Genomic DNA, 23666 nt, shown 5'->3' on the forward strand with positions numbered 1-23666 from the left:
CGTGTTATTACATAGCCTAATTAAAGAAATGAAAGGAATTTGGGGGTAGAATGAATGGGAGCTAAGGTCGGGGATTTAGTGGAAAGAATATCTCACAGGCGCGACCTTCTTTTTCGTGTGACAGAAATTAGAGAAGAGAGCGGTAATCCAATTGCTATTTTATACGGGGAAGAATTTCGTCTTGTAGCTGATGCACCAATTACAGATTTAATCGTTATCGATGGGCGCGCCCATCGACAACGTACGAGGGAAGAACATGATAAGCTCGAACAAACGTATCGGTTATTTCAACAGGATTACCACGAGTTACAACAGCGGAATGAATATTATTCGAGTGGCGGGTATAGTACAGATGTCAATTATTTTCAAATGCCTGGAAAAGTACTTCATATAGATGGGGATGCTACTTATTTACAAAAGTGCTTAGATTTATATAGAAAGATCGGAGTTCCTGTGCAAGGAGCGCATTGTAAGGAAACGGAGATGCATATAAGAATTGGAGATTTACTTGACCAATATAAGCCAGACATTTTAGTTATTACCGGGCATGATTCCTATACGAAAGCGAAAGGGAAAGTAGACGATATAGAGGCTTATCGGCACTCCAGACATTTTGTGCAGGCTGTTCATGAAGCAAGAAGAAAGTATCCTTCCCTTGATCAACTTGTTATTTTTGCAGGAGCGTGTCAATCACATTTTGAAGCTCTCATTCGTGCAGGAGCAAATTTTGCCAGCTCTCCGTCACGTATAAATATTCATGCATTAGATCCAGTGTATGTAGTAGCGAAAATTAGCTTTACATCCTTTATGGACCGAGTAAATGTGTGGGAAGTTGTACGCAATACCATTACTGGAGAACGAGGTCTCGGTGGTGTTGAAACAAAAGGGATATTACGAACAGGATTGCCATTTCAATATTATAATGAGTAGGAAAAGCTAACAAAAAAAGGACACGAATTCCTTTCGTGTTAGCTTTTCTTTCGCTTGGAAGGAAAAGCTAATATATAAGTTCAACAAGCTTTCTGGTATACTATACATAAAAATCCAAAAAGACGTTAAGACTATGCATGTGAGTTCGGAATGAAAAAGGTGTGACTTTGAAATAAAGGCAGCGAGGTGCAGCGTAAATGGCAAAGCAACTAATAGAAATTAAGAGCTCGTTAGATAGTCAACTTGGAAAAAGATTAATGTTAAAGGCAAATAGTGGAAGAAGGAAGACAATAGAACGGTCTGGTGTATTATCAGAAACCTATCCTTCTGTATTTGTTGTGCAGCTGGAAGATGAATACGCATTTCAGCGCGTATCTTATAGCTATGCAGATGTGCTAACAGAGACGGTTGAACTTACATTTTATGATGAACAGACAGGTGAATTGGTTCTGGAAGGATAAAAGCAGAAACATTTACAAATGTTTCTACAAATGAAACTCTCCCTTTTCCACATACTAATAAGGCCATAGTGTAGGAAAAAGGAGGGCTTTGCACCTGAGTAGAAGAAGAGGCATTATGTCGCAGCAGTTGAAAGAAGAGTTAGCAAAGGAACTTGGATTTTATGATGTAGTGCAAAAAGAGGGTTGGGGTGCCATCCGTGCTAAGGATGCAGGTAATATGGTGAAGCGTGCCATTGAAATTGCGCAGCAGCATCTAAACAATCAAGAACATCAATAACAAATGAATGTTCCCACCTATGGTAGTCGAGGAAAAACATCCTCGGCTTTTTTGTCTAGTGCAAGCGATAATGAAATGAAATGAAGCTGCTTGTACTTTTCTTTTTTTTATAGTTTTTCGTATAATTAGGTTTACGAAAGCATGAGGGTTGAAGGTGTGGTAAAATAAACGATAATTGAGTACATAGAGTAGGTGAAAAGGTTGAAGCTGCTAGTGAAAGCACCGGCAAAAATTAATTTATCATTAGATGTATTACGAAAGAGAGAAGATGGATATCACGAGGTTCGTATGATTATGACAACTATTGATTTGGCAGATCGAATCGAACTTGCAGAGCTTGATCGGAATAAAATTGAAATCATTTCTCATAATCGATATGTGCCTGATGATCAGCGTAATCTCGCGTACCAGGCAGCCAAGATTTTGAAGGAACGATTTGGTATTCAAAGGGGCGTATCCATTACGATTGAAAAACTTATTCCAGTAGCTGCAGGTCTTGCAGGCGGAAGCAGTGATGCAGCGGCGACATTACGTGGCTTGAATACGCTATGGAAGCTAGGTTTAAGCGGTGAACAACTTGCTGAAATTGGAGCGGAAATTGGCTCTGATGTATCCTTTTGTGTATACGGGGGGACTGCAATTGCAACGGGCCGCGGTGAAGTCATTGAGCATATTCCAGCCCCGCCGCCTTGCTGGGTAGTATTAGCAAAACCACAGATTGGCGTTTCCACAGCTGATGTGTATCGTAATTTAAAAGTAAGTCAAATGGTCCATCCAGATGTTGATAAAATGATTGCTAGCATTTCAAACCGTGATTATGAAGGAATATGTGGCACGTTAGGAAACGTCTTAGAACAGGTTACCTTCCAGATGCATCCCGAAGTAGCACGAATCAAAGAGCAAATGAAGCGATTTGGAGCGGATGCTGTTCTAATGAGCGGTAGCGGTCCTACAGTTTTTGGCTTAGTGTATCACGATTCAAGAATGCGCCGTGTTTATAATGGGCTAAAAGGATTTTGTGAACAAGTGTATGCAGTACGCATGCTTGGCGAACGAGAAAAGCTTGAATAAAGGCGTATAATGGGTTATGATTTAATTAGAATATTCGTGATTTGAGGTGGGAGTTTGAAAATACGACGTAGTACACGTTTGGTCGATATGACCTATTATTTGCTTCAAAAACCTCGGCGCTTAATTTCTCTCACTTTTTTTGCAGAACGCTACCAATCAGCTAAATCTTCTATTAGTGAGGATTTGGTCATTATTAAGCAAACGTTCGAGCAACATGGTGTTGGAACTCTTCAAACGATTCCCGGTGCAGCGGGAGGAGTAAGATACATTCCTTTTATGGATGCTGAAGAAGCCAATGAGCTTATAGCTGAACTTCGTGAACAACTTACTGATTCGAAACGTCTTCTTCCCGGAGGCTACCTATACATGACAGATTTGTTGAGTAACCCGCTATATATTAACGGGGCAGGACGATTATTTGCCTCTATATTTGCCAAGGAAGAAATAGATGTTGTCATGACTGTTGCAACGAAAGGAATTCCTTTAGCTTACGCTGTAGCGAATTACTTGGATGTTCCTGTTGTTATTGCCCGTAAAGATAACAAGGTGACGGAAGGGGCAACGGTGTCGATTAACTACGTTTCGGGATCTTCTAAGCGGATTCAGACGATGACATTAGCGAAAAAAAGCTTACAGCAAGGGTCGCGTGTTTTAATTATCGATGACTTTATGAAAGCAGGCGGAACTGTACAAGGTATGGTTAGTATGCTTGAGGAATTTCAAGCAACTGTTGTAGGAATTGGTGTCCTTGTAGAAGATGTTGATATAGAAGAACATCTCGTTGACAATTATGTATCGCTCGTTCGCCTAATTGGGGTAGACGTGAAAGACAAAGTGATAACGATTGAAAGAGGAAATTTTGATTTGCCTATCTTAGAAAAGAAAGAATTCATTACAGAGTAATATTATAAACAATTGTAGACAATGGGATAAGCTCCTTCTCTTATTTTGGGAAGAATAAGAGAATGGGCTTATCTTTTCATTCAAAATATCTGAAAGGTGTGAAAATTATGAAAATAATTCACAGCAATGCTGCTCCCCAAGCGATTGGACCATACTCACAAGGAATCGTAGTTAATAATATGTTTTATAGTTCTGGACAAATTCCCCTCCGCCCCGACGGTACACTAGTTACGGGTGAGTTAGGCGAACAAACGCATCAAGTATTTCATAATTTACAGGCTGTATTAGAAGAGGCTGGTTGCTCTTTTGCTAGCGTAGTAAAGACGACTGTATTTTTAAAGGATATGAATGATTTTAATGCTGTTAATGAAATTTACGGAAGTTATTTTGGCGATCATAAGCCAGCTCGGTCTTGTGTTCAAGTGGCGAGACTACCGAAAGATGTTGCGTTAGAGATTGAAGTAATTGCTTTAATTGCTAACAAATAATTCTTATTTTTTCCTATGAATTTCGTTTTTTGAAAAATTTTTAAAATATAGAAGGAAATTAGGAGAAGATGTGGAATTATTAGACATATATCGCTGATTTAAAAAAGGGTGGTGAACATAAGATGGAAGTGACTGACGTAAGATTACGCCGCGTAAACACGGAAGGCAGAATGAGAGCGATTGCATCCATTACGTTGGACCATGAATTCGTAGTTCATGATATTCGTGTAATTGATGGCAATAATGGATTATTTGTAGCGATGCCTAGTAAGCGCACTCCGGACGGAGAGTTCAGGGATATTGCACATCCGATTAATTCTAGCACTCGTGGTAAGATTCAAGATGCTGTCCTCGCGGAATATCATCGTTTAGGAGAGTTAGAAGAGGTTGAATTGGAAGAAGCAGGCGCTTAATCACATATAATCAAAGGTTTTTTGGTTAGTACATCGCGTATGGAGGACAAACTTCTGTGAACATGGCAGAAGTTTGTTTTATTTTGTATATTTCTCTCCCTTTTTCCCCTTACTATGCTTTTCCTCTCAAACAATTTCAATAATTGTGGTAAAATTTAATAGTTATCCGGTGTTTCTTGAAAAGTTAAAGATTTTAATATAATATTCTTAATGGATAAATAGGTTGCGATGGAGGGTTAGTATGTCAAATCGATTTGCAGTAATATTGGCAGCAGGGAAAGGAACTCGTATGAAATCCAAGCTGTACAAGGTACTTCATCCTGTTTGTGGAAAGCCTATGGTACAGCATGTTGTAGATGCGGTTTCACAGTTAGGTCTCCAACGTGCAGTTACAATTGTGGGTCATGGGGCAGAACTAGTGCGGGAGCAACTTGGCGAGCAAAGTGCATTTGCGCTTCAAGAAGAGCAGCTCGGGACTGCTCATGCAGTAATGCAAGCAAGCGACTTGCTAGCTCATAAAGAAGGTACAACACTCGTTATTTGCGGTGATACACCATTAATTACTTCTGAAACAATGGAAGCGTTATTACAGCATCATGAGCAAACGAAGGCGAAAGCAACAGTACTTACTGCACATCTAGAACAACCGTTTGGTTACGGCCGTATTGTACGTAATAGAGATGGCAATGTTGAGAAAATTGTAGAACAAAAAGATGCAAGCACCGAAGAATTACAATTACAAGAAATTAATACGGGAACATATTGCTTTGATAATACTCTTCTTTTCAATGCTCTAAAAAAGGTTTCGAATGAAAATGCACAAGGAGAATATTATCTTCCGGATGTTATTGAAATTTTAAAAAACGAAGGGCATATCGTTTCTGCGTATCAAACGAGTAATTTCGAAGAAACGTTAGGTGTAAATGATCGCGTTGCGTTGTCACAAGCGGAAAAGCTGATGAAACAACGTATTAACCACAAGCATATGGTGAATGGGGTTACGATTATTGATCCAGACAATACGTATATTTCTGCAGATGCTAGTATCGGTAGTGATACAACGTTGTATCCTGGAACCATCATCGAAGGAAAAACGATTATTGGTTCTGATTGCAATATTGGACCACAAACGTCGATAAAGGATAGCATGGTTGGGGATCGTACGCTTATTCGACAATCTACCGTTCAAGATAGCGAAATTGGGAAAGATGTTACCATTGGACCGTTTGCTCACATTCGCCCTGCTTCCGTGATAGGTGATGAAGTACGTGTAGGAAACTTCGTTGAAATTAAGAAATCTGTTTTCGGTACGGGAAGCAAAGCTTCTCATTTAAGTTATATCGGAGATGCAGAGGTAGGATCTGGAGTGAACTTAGGTTGCGGTATTATTACTGTAAATTACGATGGTCAAAACAAGTATAAAACAGTTATTGAAGACGGTGCATTCATCGGTTGTAATTCAAACCTAATTGCTCCTGTTACAATTGGTGAGAAGGCTTATGTTGCTGCTGGATCAACCATTACAGATGACGTCCCTGCTAGCGCATTATCCATCGCAAGATCACGTCAGACGAACAAAGAAAAATATGTAGAAAAATTGAACAAAAAACAGAATTCTTGAACAAGAAAAATTCCTTATGCGGAGGTTTATCTAGTGCCAAACCAATATTTAGATTCCAACTTAAAAGTATTTTCTTTAAACTCTAACAAAGGTGTTGCAGAAGAAATTGCAAAACATATAGGAGTAGAGTTAGGGAAATGCTCTGTGACTCGCTTTAGTGATGGTGAAATCCAAATTAATATTGATGAAAGCATTCGAGGATGTGACGTATTCGTTATTCAATCTACGAGCTTTCCAGTGAACGAACATATTATGGAACTTCTTATTATGATTGATGCATTAAAGCGTGCATCAGCAAAAACAATTAATATCGTAATGCCATATTATGGCTATGCACGTCAAGACCGCAAAGCGCGTTCACGTGAACCGATTACGTCTAAGCTTGTAGCTAATTTGTTACAAACAGCAGGGGCATCCCGTGTTATAACACTAGATTTACATGCACCACAAATTCAAGGATTTTTTGATATTCCAATTGATCATTTAATGGCTGTGAAAATCCTTTCTGATTATTTTGCAGAGAAGAATTTAGATGATATCGTAGTTGTATCACCTGATCATGGTGGTGTAACACGTGCGAGAAAGATGGCAGATCGATTGAAAGCTCCGATTGCAATTATTGATAAACGCCGTCCTAGACCAAACGTTTCTGAAGTTATGAATATCATTGGTAATATAGAAGGAAAAACATGTATCTTAATTGATGACATTATTGATACTGCAGGAACTATTACATTAGCAGCAAATGCACTAGTGGAAAATGGTGCTAAGGAAGTATATGCATGTTGTACACATCCAGTATTATCTGGTCCTGCAATTGACCGTATTAATAATTCAAAAATAAAAGAACTAATCATTACAAATTCTATTGCTCTTCCAGAAGATAAGAAGAGTCCGAAAATCAAGGAACTATCTGTTGCGACTCTTATCGGGGAAGCAATCATTCGTATTTATGAAGATCAATCAGTAAGTACGTTATTTGATTAATTTGATGATGGATAGGCGTAACCATAGGGTTACGCCTATCCTATCATGATGAGGAGAGTAAGAATGAAGCTAATAGTAGGTCTTGGAAACCCGGGTAAAGAGTACGAACGGACGAGACATAACGTTGGATTCATGGTTATAGATGAATTGGCGAAGCGTTTTGCTATTTCATTAGATCAATTGAAATTCAAAGGGCTGTTTGGTGCAGGAACTGTAGACGGTGAGAAAATTATTCTGTTGAAGCCCCTCACATATATGAATTTGTCTGGTGAGAGTATTCGACCTCTTATGGATTATTATAAAATTGACATAGAGGACTTTATTATTATGTATGATGATTTGGACCTTCCTATTGGAAAGCTACGCCTTCGAACAAAAGGAAGCGCGGGTGGGCATAATGGAGTGAAATCAACCATTGCTCATTTAGGGACACAGGATTTTAACCGTATACGAATTGGTATTGATCGCCCCAAAAATGGGATGAAAGTACCTGATTATGTATTAGGCCGTTTTACGAATGAAGAACAATCCCCATTGGCAGAGACAATCCAGAAAAGTGCAGATGCATGTGAAGAATGGATTCATACGCCGTTTTTACAGGTTATGAATACATTTAATGGGTAGATATTGTATAATTAAGTGAAACTTCCATTAGTGAGGATTTTGTTGTTTTTTTACACGATGTAGTAGAGTAGTGGACAAGTACGTATAATATACTCATATATAGCCATACTATTAGTAGTCGAACATAAGGTATGGAGGAAGATATGAGTACATTTTATTATTGTCGTCATTGTGGATGCAGAATCGGTTCTATTATGAATGAGGAAGCTCATAATGTAGTAGTAGGCCAACTAACAGAGCAAGACAAGAAGGAAATGCTTCGTTATGATGAATATGGTAATGTGTATGTGAAATCGATTTGTCAGGACTGTCAGGAAACTTTAGAACGTAATCCACATTATCATGAATATGATACATTTATTCAGTAAGCTTTGGTTAGCCCAAAGCATTTTTCTGTTTTTTATTCCGTATTAAAGGGACTTTCCTTTTATCTTACTGCTGATGTAACCCCCGCTTTTCTAAGCGGGGGTTACATCAGCAGTAAGAAATTCAGTGAGTATACAATCTATATGATGTTGAGAAAATCCCTACTAATGGAAGTTTCATTTTTTATACAAACACATAATAATATACTAACGTACTCTTTGTTGAGAGGAGTTTCACAAATGATAGGTTTACTAGAACAATTTATTGATAATAAAGAAATAATCTCCATTGTACATGGCATTGAGAACGGGCTCAAGGAGCAACTAGTTTCTGGAATGACTGCTTCTTCTCGTACTCTTTTTTTGGCTGCCCTTTATGAAAAATCAAAGCGTACGCAGTTAGTGGTAACCCATAATTTATTTCAAGCACAAAAAGTATACGATGATTTTGTCTCCATATTGGGGGAAAAGAAAGTACTTCTATATCCTGTCAATGAACTTGTGGCTTCTGAAATTGGCGTTGCAAGTCCGGAATTGTTAGCACAGCGGATTGATGTACTAAACCGACTTGTCCATAATGAAGCAGCTATTATTGTAGCCCCTATTGCGGGAATACGTCGTTTTCTACCATCAAAGGACACTTGGGAAGGCAGTCAGATTTCATTGCGGGAAGGAGACGATTTAGATTTAGAATCCTTTACCCGTAATCTTGTGCAGATTGGGTATATACGAAGATCAATGGTAGAAGCTCCAGGGGAATTTAGCCTACGCGGAGGAATTTTAGATATTTATCCGTTAACAGAGGAACTGCCTGTCCGTATTGAACTATTTGATACGGAAATAGATTCAATTCGAGCTTTTCAAGTTGAGGACCAACGATCACAGGGACCAACTTCATCTATATCATTTGGTCCTGCAGCAGAGTTTATTTTTACATCTAGTGAATTGGAGCAAGGTGCACAGAAGCTAGAAGTAGGCTTAGCTGAAACTGTTAAGAAAGTGAAAAGTACCAATCTTAAAGAACAGTTATTGGAAACAGTTGGCTATGAATTAGAACAGCTGAAACACGGAAACAAAATGCAAAATATGTTTAAATATTTGTCTCTCTATTATGAAACACCTTCTAGTCTAGTAGACTATTTACCTGAAAGTGGAATAGTAGTACTTGATGAAGTGTCTCGTATACAAGAAACAGCTGAGCATTTGGAACAGGAAGAAGCAGAGTGGTATACATCCTTGCTAAGTGATGGTTCTATTATCCAGGGACTTACGTTTTCGCATGATTATATGCAATTAATTCAACAGAAAAAACGAAGCTTTTTATATATGACATTATTTTTACGACATATTACACATACACATCCGCAAAATATTGTGAATATGACCAGTCGAACGATGCAGGATTTTCATGGGCAAATGCATCTGCTTAAAAGTGAATGTGAACGTTGGGTGAAAGGAAACTATACGGTCGTTGTACTAGGCGCAAACGAAGAACGTGTGAAAAAGTTAGAAGGAATACTCCGTGATTATGATATAGATACAGATATATCGCTTCATTCTAACGTTTTGGTTTCAGGGCGCATTCAAATAATAGTTGGTGATTTGCAGGCTGGATTTGAAATGCCGATGCAGCGCCTTGCGGTTATTACGGAAAAGGAATTATTTCATAAAACGATAAAAAAGCAGCAGCGTAGGCAAAAGCTTTCAAATGCAGAGCGGATTAAGAGCTATTCTGAGCTTAAAGTTGGCGATTATGTTGTTCACGTAAATCACGGTATCGGTAGATTCCTTGGTATTGAAACACTTCAAATTAATGGTGTCCATAAAGATTATTTGCACATTAAATATCAAGGCAATGATAAATTGTATGTACCTGTTGAGCAAATCGATCAAGTGCAAAAGTATATCGGCTCGGAAGGAAAGGAACCGAAAGTTTATAAGCTTGGTGGCACCGATTGGAAACGAGTGAAAAGCAAAGTAGAAAAATCCGTACAAAATATAGCGGATGATCTAATAAAGTTGTACGCCGAACGGGAAGCTTCAAAGGGATATAACTTTTCACCCGATACTACCGAACAGCGTGATTTTGAAGCGCTATTTCCGTATCAGGAAACAGACGATCAGCTACGGTCTATTGTGGAAATCAAAAAAGATATGGAACGAGAACGTCCAATGGATCGCTTGCTTTGCGGGGATGTAGGTTATGGGAAAACGGAAGTGGCAATTCGCGCGGCTTTTAAAGCAATTATGGATCACAAGCAGGTCGCAATCTTAGTGCCTACTACGATTTTGGCACAGCAACATTATGAAACGATAAAAGAGCGCTTCCAAGATTATCCTGTTTCTGTAGGGCTATTAAGTCGTTTTCGCACACGTAAACAGCAAAACGAGGTATTGAAGGGTCTGAAGGATGGAACAGTTGATTTTGTTATTGGAACCCATCGTGTTCTTTCAAAGGACATCATATTTAAAGATTTGGGTCTGCTCATCATTGATGAAGAGCAACGGTTTGGTGTTACCCATAAAGAAAAAATTAAACAAATGAAGGCGAATATTGATGTACTTACGTTAACGGCTACACCGATTCCTCGTACACTTCATATGTCTATGCTAGGGGTTCGGGATCTATCGGTCATTGAAACACCACCCGAAAATCGATTTCCTGTTCAAACCTATGTTGTCGAATACAATGGATCATTAATTCGGGAAGCTATTGAACGAGAGCTCGCACGTGAAGGGCAAGTATATTTTTTGCATAATCGTGTGGAAGATATCGAACGGAAAGTAGAAGAAATTAAAATGCTCGTCCCAGATGCACGCGTCACGTATGCACATGGAAAAATGAATGAAAGCGAGCTAGAAGCAGTCATGCTAGAGTTTTTAGATGGCCAATTCGACGTTCTTGTTAGTACAACCATTATTGAAACAGGTGTAGACATTCCGAATGTAAATACACTTATCGTAAGCGATGCCGATCGAATGGGATTGTCACAACTGTATCAGCTTCGTGGACGGGTAGGGCGTTCGAATCGGGTGGCATACGCATATTTTACGTATAAAAAAGATAAGGTGCTGTCGGAAGTCGCTGAAAAACGGCTTCAAGCGATTAAAGAATTTACGGAGCTAGGATCAGGATTTAAAATCGCAATGCGCGATTTATCCATCAGGGGAGCAGGTAATTTGCTTGGGGCAGAGCAACATGGCTTCATTGATTCAGTCGGCTTCGATTTATATTCACAAATGCTAAAAGAAGCAATTGAAGAACGAAGAGGAGTATCGGATGAAGATGCCCATTTCGAGGTAGAAATTGATTTAGACGTGGATGCATACTTACCTGATGAGTACATTTCAGATAGTAAGCAAAAAATAATGATGTATAAGCAATTTAGAGGCGTTTCTTCGATGCAAGATATGATAGAACTACAGGAAGAAATCATTGATCGTTTCGGAGATTATCCTCAAGAGGTCGGATATTTATTTCAAATTACAGGTTTGAAACTACTCGCTGCCCAGGAGAGAGTTGAGTCCATTAAGCAATCAAAATTGATTGTTACGTTCTTATTCTCCGAAAAGTCGAGTCAAAACATCGATGGCGGGAAGTTATTCATGTTAGGAAACAGTTTGGGACGCAACATTGGTCTTGGTATGGAAGGTAATAAGCTAAAGGTCACCATCAATACGAAGGACATCGAGGTTTCGAAATGGTTGACCATGTGTGAAAACTTACTAAAGGGTTTAAAGAATGTAAAAAAAGAAGTGGTTAACGCATAATGCTATAAGAAAAAATGGATTTGACGTGCATAGAACATCTAATGTGAACAATACTATGCTTAATAGTTGGTGGCTTTTACATGATAAGGAGAAGATGCGAAGGTTCACCACTTTTACCATCTTTAGAAAGCGAGGCACCATTAGATGAAAGCAACCGGAATCGTACGTCGAATTGATGATTTAGGCAGAGTCGTTATTCCAAAAGAAATTCGCAGAACACTTCGTATTCGAGAAGGAGATCCATTAGAAATCTTCGTTGACCGAGATGGAGAAGTTATTTTGAAGAAATATTCACCCATTAGTGAATTGGGGGATTTTGCAAAAGAATATGCTGAAGCACTTTTTGACAGCTTAGGACATAATATATTTATTTGTGATCGCGATGCTATCATTGCCGTAGCAGGCGTTTCCAAAAAAGATTACTTAAACAAAAGTGTAGGAGACGTAATTGAAAAAGTAATGGAAGACCGTACATCCGTAATTATGACGGATGAAAGCGACATTACTCTTATTGACGGAGTAATTGAAAAAATAAGCTCTTACGCCATGGGACCCATCATAGCAAACGGAGACCCAATCGGAGCAGTAATCATCTTCTCAAAAGAAAAAATAATCGGCGACGTAGAAAAAAAAGCAGTAGAAACCGCCGCCGCCTTCCTAGCCAAACAAATGGAACAATAGAAAAGCTTTTTCAGCTCGCCCAGCTCCGGAGGGCAGAAGTTCTCCACCCAAAAAGGCGCTCTTTGCCTTTATGGGTGGAGGTTTTCTGACCGGAAGGAGCTAGCTGAAAAAGCTAGCCACCAAGAAAAATGAACCCGGCTCGTTCAGCTCCGGAGGGCAGAAGTTCTCCACCCAAAAAGGCGCTTTATGCCTTTATGGATGGAGGTTTTCTGACCGGAAGGAGCTAGCCGAAAAAGCTGGTCAAAAGAAAAGCAAATCTATTTTTAACGCGTTTTTCCATCACCTAGAATCACTTTACTAAACAGACCATCTGTTAGAATGCAGATGGTCTATTTTCCATGTTCACAGTTACGGTTACGTCAATCTGGTATTATGATATAATACGCGTGGTGTGAGTATAGGAAGAAAGGAATTTCTGTATGGAGATGAAGAAGCAGGGGGCTTTTTGGCAAGGAGCTATTATATTAACGATATCTGGTCTTATCATGAAAATACTAAGTGCTTTTTATCGGATTCCGTATCAAAATATTGCAGGGGATCTCGGTTTTTATATTTATCAGCAAGTGTATCCGTTGTATGGTCTTTCTTTAGTTTTAGCCACGTATGGATTTCCTGTGGTCATATCCAAGCTAATTGCGACCAGACTAGAGAGGGGAGATAATCAAGGAGCAAAGGAAATTGTCTATGTTTCATTTTGGTTTTTAATGAGTGTAGGAGTGCTCTTTTTTGTTATTCTTTTCTTTGGGTCTCATACAATTGCACGTGCTATGGGGGACGAACGGCTATTTAAGCTACTGAAAGTAGTAGCATTTTCATTTCTTCTTATGCCTTTTCTATCCGTAGCAAGAGGATATTTTCAAGGATTTGCAAATATGGCTCCAACAGCAGCCTCGCAGATAGCAGAGCAAACGATTCGTGTTTCGATTATCGTACTGCTATCGTTACTACTGGTGGGAATCGGATCGGATAGCTACACGGTGGGGGCAGGTGCTATGCTTGGCTCTGTAATAGGGAGTATCGTAGCGATAGGCATTTTATTCTATTTTCTCCGAAACGAGATGCAAAGTATGTTCGTGCAAAAATGGATCAATATACCAAATAAGCGGTATATTATTAAAATTGTATTTTGGCAAGGTGTGACAATATGTGTCAGCAATCTGGTCCTTATATTCATTCAGTTCGTTGATTCGATGTCACTCTACAACTTGTTAGTAGGCACAGGGTTTGAAGAGCATGGTGCAAAGCTCATAAAGGGTGTGTATGATCGAGGTATTCCGTTTATTCAACTGGGTACGGTAGTGGCTACCTCGTTTTCGTTGACACTCATACCTCTTATTACAGGTGCACGAATGAGAGGGGATCATGGGTTTATTAAAGGTAAAGTGAAGCTAGCTATCAAATTAACATTAGTAATTGGCTTTGCTGCAACAGCAGGACTCGTATGCATTATTCGGCCGGCCAATATTATGTTGTTCCAAAATGGAGATGGTTCTGACTTTCTTGCCATTTTATCACTTTCCATTCTATTTAGTGCCTTTTCCATCACGTCTGCTTCTGTTCTACAGGGGCTTGGTATAACGGTTCTTCCCGCCTTATTTGCTATTTTGGGAGCGGGAATCAAGTACGGCGCGAATCTATGGATGATTCCACGGTTTGGTGTCAAGGGAGCAGCAATGGCAACAGTAGTTGCTTTGTGTTGTATTGCTATATGTAACCTGTATATTTTACTACGAAAAGTACCGAATTCACTCCCGAGTTGGCATAGCGTACGAAGTGTTACCATTGCCGGGCTTAGTATGGTGCTGTCTGTGATTCTTTACATGGATGTGCTAGAACATCTTGTGCATACAGAACATCGCCTAGTAGCAACGTTTGAAGCGTTAAGTGCTGTCATGATTGGAGGCGTTGTGTACCTGGTGCTTATCTTGAAAATGAAAGTATTTACTGACGAGGAGTTTGGTGTGGTTTGGAAAGGCGGGAAAATCCCCCTTATTTTCAAAAAGTAAAAGGAGTGAAACAAATTGGCTCATACAGTTACGATTATAGGATTAGGAGCTGGCGAATTAGAGCAACTTACCATTGGCGTATACCGAAAGCTGAAGGAAACGAAGTATATGTATGTTCGCACGAAAGAGCATCCAGTTATACAGGAACTTGAGAGAGAAGGGATTACGTACACTTCTTTTGATGATGTGTATGAATCGTTTGATCAGTTTGAACAGGTTTATGAAACAATTGCTTCTATTTTGCTGGAAAAGGCGAAGGAAGAAGATGTTGTATACGCGGTTCCTGGGCATCCCCTCGTAGCAGAACGAACGGTACAATTGCTATTGGAAAAAGGGAAGAGCGAAGGGGTAATGGTGAAAATAGAGGGAGGACAAAGTTTTCTTGATCCACTGTTTGCCAGTCTTCGAATTGACCCAATTGAAGGATTTCAGCTTGTAGATGCTACTTTCTTTACTCGTAGTGAATTAGAATTACGTCATCACCTTATTTTCTGTCAAGTCTATGATTCCCTCATTGCATCAGACGTGAAATTAACGTTGATGGAAAGTTTATCTGATGATTATGAGGTATTTATTGTAACAGCAGCGGGTACTTCTTTTGAAAGCGTGCGGGCAGTTCCGCTTTATATGCTTGATCATGAGACTGAATTAAACAATTTAACAAGTGTATATGTTCCTCCTGTTCACGATGAGAGCATATTACTTCATGAATTTCATACATTAAGACAAATCATTGCGACTCTTCGGGGCCCGAATGGTTGTCCTTGGGATAAAGAGCAAACACACGAGTCATTAAAACGCTATCTCATTGAAGAAACATATGAATTGCTTGAGGCAATTGATGAAAAGGATGATGAACATATCACCGAAGAGCTCGGAGATATTTTGCTACAAGTTATGCTCCACGCACAAATTGGCGAGGATGAAGGCTGGTATTCAATTGATGATATTATTAAGGGATTAGCAGAGAAAATGATACGCAGACATCCGCATGTGTTTGGAGATGTGTCTGTTACGAGTACTAATGAAGTTCTTGAAAATTGGAATGATATTAAGAAAACCGAAAAAGGAAAAGAACGCGAATCCGTTTTGTCGGGTATTCCGAAAACAATGCCCCAGTTGTTACAAGCCTATGAAATACAAAAGAAGGCAGCGAAGGTCGGATTTGATTGGAAAGATGTAGAGCCCATGCTAGAGAAAATGACGGAAGAATGGGATGAGTTTCGTGCAGAAGTCAAAGTAATGGATACGGAAAAAATGCTCAAGGAATTTGGAGATATTTTGTTCGCAATCGTCAATATTGCTAGGTTTTATAAAATTAATCCGGAAGAAGCACTACATACAACAAATATAAAGTTTATCAATCGCTTTACCTATATGGAGGAACAAGTCGCTTCGATGGGGAAAGCCATGGAAGATTTAACTCTTGAAGAACTTGATATTCTTTGGGAGGAAGCAAAGAAAAAGGGTTACGAATAGGAGAGATTACAATGAGATTAGATAAATTTTTAAAGGTTTCTCGTTTAATTAAAAGAAGAACGCTTGCGAAAGAAGTTGCAGATCAAGGGCGAATTGCAATAAATGGACAACAAGCTAAGGCAAGTTCGGTTGTGAAGGTAAATGACATTCTTACGGTTCGTTTCGGTCAGAAGGTTGTTACGGTGAAAATCAATGAGCTGAAGGAAACAACAAAAAAAGAAGATGCAGCTGATATGTATACCATTGTGAGTGAGGATAAGCCTGAGTAAGGTACGTTCTAAATCTGTTTCGCCTAGCATACTGTAGTAACAGTACTAGCTATGGAGGGATTGAGATGAACCAAATATCTTCAGCAAATAAACCAGCAGCCGAGCATGATGTAATAATGCGAGGAAGACGTTTGCTGGACATAACGGGAGTCAAACAAGTAGAAAGCTTTGATAATGAGGAATTTTTGCTAGAGACCGTAATGGGTTTTCTTACGATTCGCGGACAAAATTTACAAATGAAAAATTTAGACGTTGATAAGGGCATCGTATCCATTAAAGGAAAAGTGTACGAATTAGCGTATATAGATGAACATCATTCGGAGAAGGCTAAAGGAATCTTTAGCAAGCTTTTTAAATGAGTTTGACCGTTCAACTGTATACGATGCTTTCTATGATTGGTATGGGGGCTTGGACAGGTGCAGCGCTGGATACATATCAGCGCTTTCTAAAAAGGCCAAAGCGAAAACGGGTACTTATCTTCTTTTATGATTTATTATTTTGGTTTGTCCAAGCCCTTCTCATTTTTTATGTATTATTGCTTGTTAACGAAGCAACGATTCGAATCTATGTATTTGTGGCGTTACTTTGTGGCTTTGCGACCTATCAAAGCATGTTTAGACGTCTGTATTTACTTGTATTAGAAACGGGTATTAAAATTACGATAAGGGTCTATCGCATAAGTGTTTCAATCACTAAGCTTCTCATTGTGAATCCTGTTTTGTTTCTCGTTTCATGTATCGTTGCTATTTTCGTGTTTTTGTTTCGTACATGTAGATCCTTATTGCGAGTATTTCTTACACTTCTTATTCAAATCGTTAAAGTCGTATTGAAAATCTTTTTTGTACCAATACGATTAATTGGACTAGTTGTATGGAAAGTTCTCCCTAACCGTGTTAAAATTTTTGTTAAGAGCCTAGCAGGACTTCTTCTAAAAGTCGAGAAATTCAAAGTGAACATAATAAACTGGTGGATTTCTATTAAAAAATGGTTGGGGGGACCTCGTGAATGAGGGAGCAAGGGAACACGTACGTAAGAGAAAATCCAAAAGTCAATGAGCAGCATATACTACAACCAGAGAACCAAAGCAAGAAGCGTCTGTTTCGTCGTCTTACTCTGTTTCTTGCATTTGCCCTTACCGTAATTGCTAGTTTAAGTATAACCTTTTATAAGCAAAATATGACCATCAAGGAACAAGTTGCGGGAACTGCGAAGCTTGAAGGTGAAATGAATTCATTGAAAGACGAAGAAAAAAAGCTTCAAGAACAAATCCGTCAGCTTAACGATGATGATTATATTGCGAAAATTGCACGGAGAGATTATTTTTTTTCAAAGGATGGGGAGATAACCTTTCCTATAGCTAAGTAATGTGTGTTTCATTGACACTCTATTTTGTGATTATATATAATGAAGTATAATTTGACTTTTTAAATTTAAGGAGGAACATTTTTTTTATGTCAATCGAAGTAGGCAGCAAGTTACAAGGAAAAGTAACAGGGATCACTAATTTTGGGGCTTTTGTAGAGCTGCCAGATGGAGTAACAGGTCTTGTCCATATCAGCGAAGTAGCAGATAATTATGTAAAAGATATTAATGATCATCTCAAAGTGGGCGATCAAATTGAAGTTAAGGTCATTAATGTTGAAAAAGATGGGAAGATAGGTCTTTCTATTAAGAAAGCGAAAGAACGTGAAGGTGCTCCTGCTAATACGAATGATCAGCGCCCAAGCCGTCCTGCACGAGGCAATCGCCCTTACAATCGTGACCGCGAACGCGGTGGTCGTGAACGTAACGAATTCAAACCTCAAGAAACATTTGAACAAAAAATGGTTCGCTTCTTAAAGGATAGTGAAGATCGTTTAACTTCTTTAAAACGTAATACGGAATCAAAACGTGGAGGACGTGGCGCTAGACGCGGTTAATTCTTTCCTTTGAAATAGGGACATTCGGAAAAACCGGGTGTCCTTTTGTTATTGAGGATAATTCGGTATCCTTCTCTAAATAGTTAGTAGTTTATTCTTTTTCTAATAAAATTTATTGACACTTGATCTATTTATAGATATTATAGTAATTGTCCGTTGAATTGTTAAGGACATGGCGGTGTAGCTCAGCTGGCTAGAGCGTACGGTTCATACCCGTGAGGTCGGGGGTTCGATCCCCTTCGCCGCTATAATAGAATGGCCCGTTGGTCAAGCGGTTAAGACACCGCCCTTTCACGGCGGTATCACGGGTTCGATTCCCGTACGGGTCATCTTTCAAAACAAGGTCTACAGAGTGGGCTTTGTTTTTTTGTTATTAAATAAACCATTTGTATGTATGCGTAACAAATCCCCTAATCCTTCTACAAAATCATTGCTTATTTTCCGGTAGAATGGTCTGTTGTTTCTACTATTTTACCTGATTCTGTATACATATAGTACAGCGTTACATATATCGTCGAACGATTTTATGTTGCTTTGCTCTTTTTTTGACAAAAACTCCTGATTTATTTTCGTATACTTATCCTACTAGTAGAGACGCTTCAATTAGGAACGGAGTCTGTAGCCGAATTGAAAGTGTATCCAATTCGATCAATAGGCGAAAGGACCAAATTCGCTTGTACGATCAGGACAAAATATTCGGGTGGTGTAAACTGTATGCAGATAACAGGAAGAAGTATGACCCATTCAAAAACTAGTGCATTGGTAGATAATCGCGGAGGGTTGGCACGTTTTGCTAGTAAAGTCAGAAGTGTGTTTGAACAGCTATTCTTTCGTTGGGGATTTATTATTACCTTAGTTGGATTTTTATTAGGACGAGCCTATATCCTCACCAATATTTTACCGTTCGCTTTGCCGTTTTTTGCATCAGTATATGTGATGAAACGAGATAAAATGGCATTAGCTTTTCTTGCGCTCATGGGAGGCGCATTTACGGTATCCTTTGATCATGCAACCCTTACCTTTACTTCCGTATTTATGTTTTTTGTTTATCATATATTTTTTGTAAGATTTACGAAAAAAACCGTAGGTCTTGTCCCCTTCCAAGTTTTTTTATCTGTATTAACCGCACACTTACTCGTGACGTACTTTGGTCAAAAATCTATCATCATGTATGATGTTTTTATGAGTACAATTGAAGCGGGATTAAGCTTCGTTCTTACGATGATTTTTCTTCAAAGCGTCCCTCTATTAACAGAACGAAAAAACAAACAGAAAGCGCTCGCAACTGAAGAGATTGTATGTTTAATCATCTTGCTAGCATCTGTCTTAACAGGAACAACAGATTGGTTTGTTTATCATCTGTCGATTCAACATATATTTACTAGATACTTAGTGCTTCTATTTGCATTCACAACTGGGGCGGCAATTGGTTCAACGGTTGGAGTCGTGACCGGCCTCATTTTAAGCTTGGCAAGTGTTGCTAGTTTATATCAGCTTAGTTTACTCGCCTTTTCGGGGTTGCTCGGTGGATTACTCAAAGAAGGAAGGCGCTTTGGCGTTAGTTTTGGACTTCTGATTGGGACGAGCCTGATTGCTTTATATGTAGATAAACAGGGGGATATTACGCAAACATTATTCGAATCATTAGTAGCCATTTCTATTTTTCTAGTAACGCCGAGGTTTTTGTTAGAACGATTAGCGAAGTTTATTCCAGGAACGGCTGAGAATGATGACGATCAGCATCAGTATTTACGACGTATTCGTGATGTGACTTCTAGCAAAGTAACGCAGTTTGCGAATGTGTTTGAAGCCCTTTCGAATAGTTTCTCTGTTTACGGCTATGTAGAAAATGAGAGTAAGGATGCAGAAGCGGATTTATTTCTTAGCGGTATTACAGAAAAGACATGTCATAACTGTTTTAAGAAAGAGCAGTGTTGGGCTGTAAATCCGGATCGAACCTATGATTATATGAGGCAAGTATTACACGAAACAGAAGAAGATACCTTAACGCGGAATTCAAGATTTTTAAAAGAGTGGGGAAAATACTGTGTTCGAAGTGCAAAAGTGAATGAACTGATGAAGCAAGAGCTTTCTCACTTTTATGCGAAGCAAAAACTAAAAAAACAGATGAAAGAAAATCGTAGGCTAGTAGCAGAGCAACTTCTTGGTGTTTCCAAAGTGATGGAGGATTTTGCAAAAGAAATACAAAGGGAAAAGGAGAATCACCAAGCGCAGGAAGATCAAATATTAGATGCGTTTACGAAATTTGGAATTGAAATTGGACAGGTTGATATTTATTGCCTTGACCAAGGCAATGTTGATATAGAGATGGTTATTCCAAATGTTAGCAATCAACGGGGAGAGAGTGAGAAATTAATAGGGCCCATGCTATCCGATGTCCTTGGGGAAACTATCTTGGTAAAGCGAGAAGAGAAATCGCCGTATCCTCACGGCGATACAACGGTGTGCTTCGGATCAGCGAAAACATTTGCGGTTGAAACGGGTATTGCAACAGCTGCATTAGGTGGAGGTCTTGTATCAGGAGACTCCTATTCTACCATGGAGCTTAGTGCTGGCAAATACGCACTTGCTATTAGTGATGGTATGGGTAATGGAGAAAGAGCGCACATGGAGAGCAGGGAGACGCTCAAGCTACTACAAAAAATATTGCAGTCTGGCATTCATGAAAAAATTGCGATTAAAGCAATCAACTCTATTTTATCTTTACGTACAACAGAGGAAATGTTCACAACTCTTGATCTGGCGATGATTGATTTGCGGGATGCAAAAGTAAAATTTTTGAAAATCGGCTCTACCCCTAGCTTTGTAAAGCGTGGCGAAAAAGTAATAAAAGTAGAAGCAAGCAATTTGCCAATGGGTATTATTGAAGATGTAGATGTAGATGTCGTAAGTGAGCAATTGAAGAGCGGGGATATTCTCATTATGATGAGCGATGGAATTTTTGAGGGACCAAAGCATGTGGAGAATCACGAGGCTTGGATGAAACGAAAAATTAAAGAATTACAGACAAGTGATCCCCAAGAGATTGCCGATATTCTTCTTGAGGAAGTGATACGTTCACGCAGTGGAAGTATTGAGGATGATATGACGGTAATTGTTGCAAAAGTAGAAAAAAATATGCCGAAATGGGCAACTATTCCTGTTATGGGTAAAAAAGCTCAGTAATCAGATAAAATCTGTATTTGAGGATGGCCTTAGACGGGATGCTAAGGTCATCTTTTGTAATTTAAGGTTGATGTATCTAACAGGAGTAGGGTTTGAAAGGAGTGACCTGTTATATAATGACAAATGCATTTGTTTTTTTTTGCAGATAAAGGATGAATAGTGGTAGGATTGTGACAGGGAACTTTGAGGAACAATTATGAAAGGTGATAAATACATTGAAAGAAAATTTCACTTTGAAAGTAGACGCCTTTGTAACGAAATACGAATTGCTTCGTCCTGATTCAACCATCATTATTGGAGTTTCTGGAGGACCTGATTCCCTAGCATTGCTGGACTACTTGATGAAAAGAAAAGAAAAAGACAATTTACATATTATTGTAGCACATGTAGATCATATGTTTCGAGGAGAAGAATCGAAGCAGGATATGGAATATGTAATAAATTATTGTACAAGACTAGGTATACCATGTGAAGCAACACAAATCGATGTGACGCACTATCAAAAAGAGAATCGACTTGGAACGGAATTAGCTGCAAGAGAGTGTCGGTATGCTTTTTTCAAACACATCATGCGTAGGTATGACGGTGATTACTTAGCGCTTGGACATCACGGAGATGATCAGGTAGAGACCATTTTAATGCGTCTTGTACGCGGAAGTACCATGAAGGGATATGCAGGTATGCAGGCAAAGCGAAAATTCGCAGGTGGAATGCTTATTCGTCCCTTATTAGTGGTTACGAAAGATGAAATCAATCAGTATTGTCAGAATCAAGCAATTGCAGTGCGCTTTGATTCCAGTAATACGGAGGATACGTATACGAGAAATCGATTTCGTAAACATATTCTCCCTGTTTTAAAAAAGGAAAATCCCAATGTACACGAACGTTTTCAGTCATTCAGTACATGTATACAAGAAGATGAAAAATATTTACAGGAATTAGCTTTTGAAAATATGAATAAAGTATTAAAATATAAAGAAAAAAATAAAGTAGTACTGTCAATTCCTTTATTTGAATCTTTACCAATACCTTTACAAAGAAGAGGGATTCAACTAATATTAAACTATCTTTATAATTACCAACTACCGGTAACCCTTTCTTCTGTACATACCGAGCAAGCGCTGTGCTTTATTAAGCGTCCTCATCCATCTGGTTCGCTTGATTTTCCGGCAGGGCTCAAGGTAATTCGGACGTATGAAGATTGTAGTTTTTGCTTTCCGGAGGATCCACATCTTCCGTATTCATACACTTTACCCATTCCAGGATCGGTTACTTTGCCTAATGGAGATGAACTGATAGCAGAAATTACCGATTTCTTTCCTGCTTCTATTCATTCAAATTTATTTATTGGCGCTAGTAAAGATATTGCCGGGCCATTAACCGTTCGGTCACGGGCCGAAGGAGATAGAATGACGGTAAAAGGTATGAATGGTACGAAAAAGATAAAAACTATTTTTATCGAAGGAAAAGTACCAAAGCTAAACCGAGTTGAATGGCCGATTGTTTGTGATGCTAAAGGAAACATACTTTGGGTTCCACAGTTAAAGTATGCAAACATAGCTTTATCGGCAGGGTTGTCAAATGAAGATAAGTACATACTTATTCGTTACAAAAGCAAGGAGTCTTCTAGGAGGATAAACAAATGATGAATCAGGATATTGAAACAGTACTCGTATCAGAAGAGGAAATACAAAAAAAGGTTAAGGAACTTGGCGCAATCATTGCGGAGGAATATAAAAACACCACTCCACTAGCAATTGGTGTGCTTAAAGGAGCAATGCCTTTTATGGCTGATCTTCTGAAACGAATCGATGTATATCTTGAAATGGATTTTATGGCAGTGTCTAGCTATGGTAATTCAACAGTTTCTTCTGGAGAAGTAAAAATTTTAAAGGATTTGGATACTTCTGTAGAAGGTAGAGACATATTAATTGTGGAAGATATCATTGATAGTGGTCTCACTTTAAGCTATTTAGTTGATTTGTTTAAATATCGCAAGGCAAAATCAGTCAAAATTGTCACATTATTAGATAAGCCGGCTGGTAGAAAAGCAAAGATTAAGGCTGATTATGTTGGATTTGACGTACCAAATGAATTTGTTGTTGGATATGGTTTGGATTATAAGGAACAATACCGTAATCTTCCTTACATTGGGGTATTAAAACCTAGCGTTTATTCAAACTAACAATACATAGGCTTTACTATTGGATTGGAT

The 23666-nt window shown here is 38.8% G+C and carries 23 protein-coding genes and 2 tRNA genes; all 25 read left to right on the top strand.

The annotated features are described in order from the left end of the window. Positions 1 to 54: 54 nt before the first annotated feature. The 25 genes from yabG to hpt all read left to right on the top strand — a co-directional run bounded on the left by yabG (position 55) and on the right by hpt (position 23636). Positions 55 to 930: a sporulation peptidase YabG gene (gene yabG / locus ACAN53_RS17520; RefSeq protein ID WP_379971442.1), complete on the top strand. Its 876-nt coding sequence runs from the start codon at positions 55 to 57 to the stop codon at positions 928 to 930. Between the two features lie 197 nt (positions 931 to 1127). Further along, positions 1128 to 1391, top strand: a complete 264-nt coding sequence (gene veg, locus ACAN53_RS17525) for a biofilm formation stimulator Veg (protein WP_379971443.1) — start codon at positions 1128 to 1130, stop codon at positions 1389 to 1391. Between the two features lie 94 nt (positions 1392 to 1485). Next, positions 1486 to 1668, top strand: coding sequence for a small, acid-soluble spore protein, alpha/beta type (locus ACAN53_RS17530; RefSeq protein WP_379971479.1), 183 nt, complete (start codon positions 1486 to 1488; stop codon positions 1666 to 1668). 201 nt (positions 1669 to 1869) lie between these two features. Next, on the top strand, positions 1870 to 2739 hold the full coding sequence (gene ispE, locus ACAN53_RS17535; protein ID WP_379971444.1) for a 4-(cytidine 5'-diphospho)-2-C-methyl-D-erythritol kinase: 870 nt from the start codon (positions 1870 to 1872) through the stop codon (positions 2737 to 2739). Between the two features lie 54 nt (positions 2740 to 2793). After that, entirely contained in the window at positions 2794 to 3642 is an 849-nt protein-coding gene (purR, locus tag ACAN53_RS17540; protein ID WP_379971445.1) for a pur operon repressor, read from the top strand. Between the two features lie 107 nt (positions 3643 to 3749). Further along, positions 3750 to 4130 (top strand): RidA family protein, encoded by a 381-nt coding sequence (locus ACAN53_RS17545; RefSeq protein ID WP_379971446.1) that lies wholly within the window; start codon positions 3750 to 3752, stop codon positions 4128 to 4130. 122 nt (positions 4131 to 4252) lie between these two features. After that, positions 4253 to 4543, top strand: coding sequence for a septation regulator SpoVG (gene spoVG, locus ACAN53_RS17550; RefSeq protein WP_379971447.1), 291 nt, complete (start codon positions 4253 to 4255; stop codon positions 4541 to 4543). 241 nt (positions 4544 to 4784) lie between these two features. Further along, positions 4785 to 6164, top strand: a complete 1380-nt coding sequence (gene glmU, locus ACAN53_RS17555) for a bifunctional UDP-N-acetylglucosamine diphosphorylase/glucosamine-1-phosphate N-acetyltransferase GlmU (protein ID WP_379971448.1) — start codon at positions 4785 to 4787, stop codon at positions 6162 to 6164. A gap of 33 nt (positions 6165 to 6197) precedes the next feature. Beyond that, complete coding sequence (locus tag ACAN53_RS17560) at positions 6198 to 7151, top strand: ribose-phosphate diphosphokinase (protein ID WP_379971449.1); 954 nt, start codon at positions 6198 to 6200, stop codon at positions 7149 to 7151. 63 nt (positions 7152 to 7214) lie between these two features. Then, entirely contained in the window at positions 7215 to 7775 is a 561-nt protein-coding gene (gene pth, locus ACAN53_RS17565) for an aminoacyl-tRNA hydrolase (RefSeq protein WP_379971450.1), read from the top strand. Positions 7776 to 7918: 143 nt separating this feature from the next. Then, a complete protein-coding gene (locus ACAN53_RS17570; protein ID WP_379971451.1) occupies positions 7919 to 8143 on the top strand; it encodes an anti-sigma-F factor Fin in 225 nt (74 codons plus the stop codon). Positions 8144 to 8380: 237 nt separating this feature from the next. After that, complete coding sequence (gene mfd / locus ACAN53_RS17575) at positions 8381 to 11911, top strand: transcription-repair coupling factor (protein WP_379971452.1); 3531 nt, start codon at positions 8381 to 8383, stop codon at positions 11909 to 11911. A gap of 144 nt (positions 11912 to 12055) precedes the next feature. After that, on the top strand, positions 12056 to 12592 hold the full coding sequence (gene spoVT / locus ACAN53_RS17580) for a stage V sporulation protein T (RefSeq protein ID WP_379971453.1): 537 nt from the start codon (positions 12056 to 12058) through the stop codon (positions 12590 to 12592). Between the two features lie 419 nt (positions 12593 to 13011). Beyond that, a complete protein-coding gene (locus ACAN53_RS17585; protein ID WP_379971454.1) occupies positions 13012 to 14598 on the top strand; it encodes a putative polysaccharide biosynthesis protein in 1587 nt (528 codons plus the stop codon). A gap of 15 nt (positions 14599 to 14613) precedes the next feature. Continuing rightward, positions 14614 to 16077 (top strand): bifunctional methyltransferase/pyrophosphohydrolase YabN, encoded by a 1464-nt coding sequence (yabN, locus tag ACAN53_RS17590; RefSeq protein ID WP_379971455.1) that lies wholly within the window; start codon positions 14614 to 14616, stop codon positions 16075 to 16077. 11 nt (positions 16078 to 16088) lie between these two features. Next, positions 16089 to 16346, top strand: coding sequence for an RNA-binding S4 domain-containing protein (locus ACAN53_RS17595; RefSeq protein WP_379971456.1), 258 nt, complete (start codon positions 16089 to 16091; stop codon positions 16344 to 16346). Positions 16347 to 16411: 65 nt separating this feature from the next. Continuing rightward, positions 16412 to 16705, top strand: coding sequence for a sporulation protein YabP (gene yabP, locus ACAN53_RS17600; RefSeq protein ID WP_379971457.1), 294 nt, complete (start codon positions 16412 to 16414; stop codon positions 16703 to 16705). Beyond that, on the top strand, positions 16702 to 17355 hold the full coding sequence (gene yabQ / locus ACAN53_RS17605; protein ID WP_379971459.1) for a spore cortex biosynthesis protein YabQ: 654 nt from the start codon (positions 16702 to 16704) through the stop codon (positions 17353 to 17355). Before yabP ends, yabQ begins: the two co-directional genes overlap by 4 nt. Beyond that, positions 17352 to 17711: an FtsB family cell division protein gene (locus ACAN53_RS17610; RefSeq protein WP_379971460.1), complete on the top strand. Its 360-nt coding sequence runs from the start codon at positions 17352 to 17354 to the stop codon at positions 17709 to 17711. The genes yabQ and ACAN53_RS17610 overlap by 4 nt, the downstream gene beginning before the upstream one ends. 86 nt (positions 17712 to 17797) lie before the next feature. Continuing rightward, on the top strand, positions 17798 to 18265 hold the full coding sequence (locus ACAN53_RS17615) for a S1 domain-containing RNA-binding protein (protein WP_379971461.1): 468 nt from the start codon (positions 17798 to 17800) through the stop codon (positions 18263 to 18265). Between the two features lie 174 nt (positions 18266 to 18439). Next, positions 18440 to 18513, top strand: a tRNA-Met gene (locus ACAN53_RS17620). Between the two features lie 9 nt (positions 18514 to 18522). Continuing rightward, a tRNA-Glu gene (locus tag ACAN53_RS17625) sits at positions 18523 to 18594 on the top strand. A 406-nt stretch (positions 18595 to 19000) separates the two neighbouring features. Then, on the top strand, positions 19001 to 21451 hold the full coding sequence (gene spoIIE / locus ACAN53_RS17630) for a stage II sporulation protein E (RefSeq protein ID WP_379971480.1): 2451 nt from the start codon (positions 19001 to 19003) through the stop codon (positions 21449 to 21451). Positions 21452 to 21666: 215 nt separating this feature from the next. Next, positions 21667 to 23097: a tRNA lysidine(34) synthetase TilS gene (gene tilS, locus ACAN53_RS17635; protein WP_379971463.1), complete on the top strand. Its 1431-nt coding sequence runs from the start codon at positions 21667 to 21669 to the stop codon at positions 23095 to 23097. Beyond that, a complete protein-coding gene (gene hpt, locus ACAN53_RS17640) occupies positions 23094 to 23636 on the top strand; it encodes a hypoxanthine phosphoribosyltransferase (RefSeq protein WP_379971464.1) in 543 nt (180 codons plus the stop codon). The genes tilS and hpt overlap by 4 nt, the downstream gene beginning before the upstream one ends. Positions 23637 to 23666 lie beyond the last annotated feature (30 nt).

The sequence above is a fragment of the Ectobacillus soli genome (assembly GCF_042610425.1).
In the GTDB taxonomy this organism is placed as follows: Bacteria; Bacillota; Bacilli; order Bacillales; family Bacillaceae_G; genus Ectobacillus.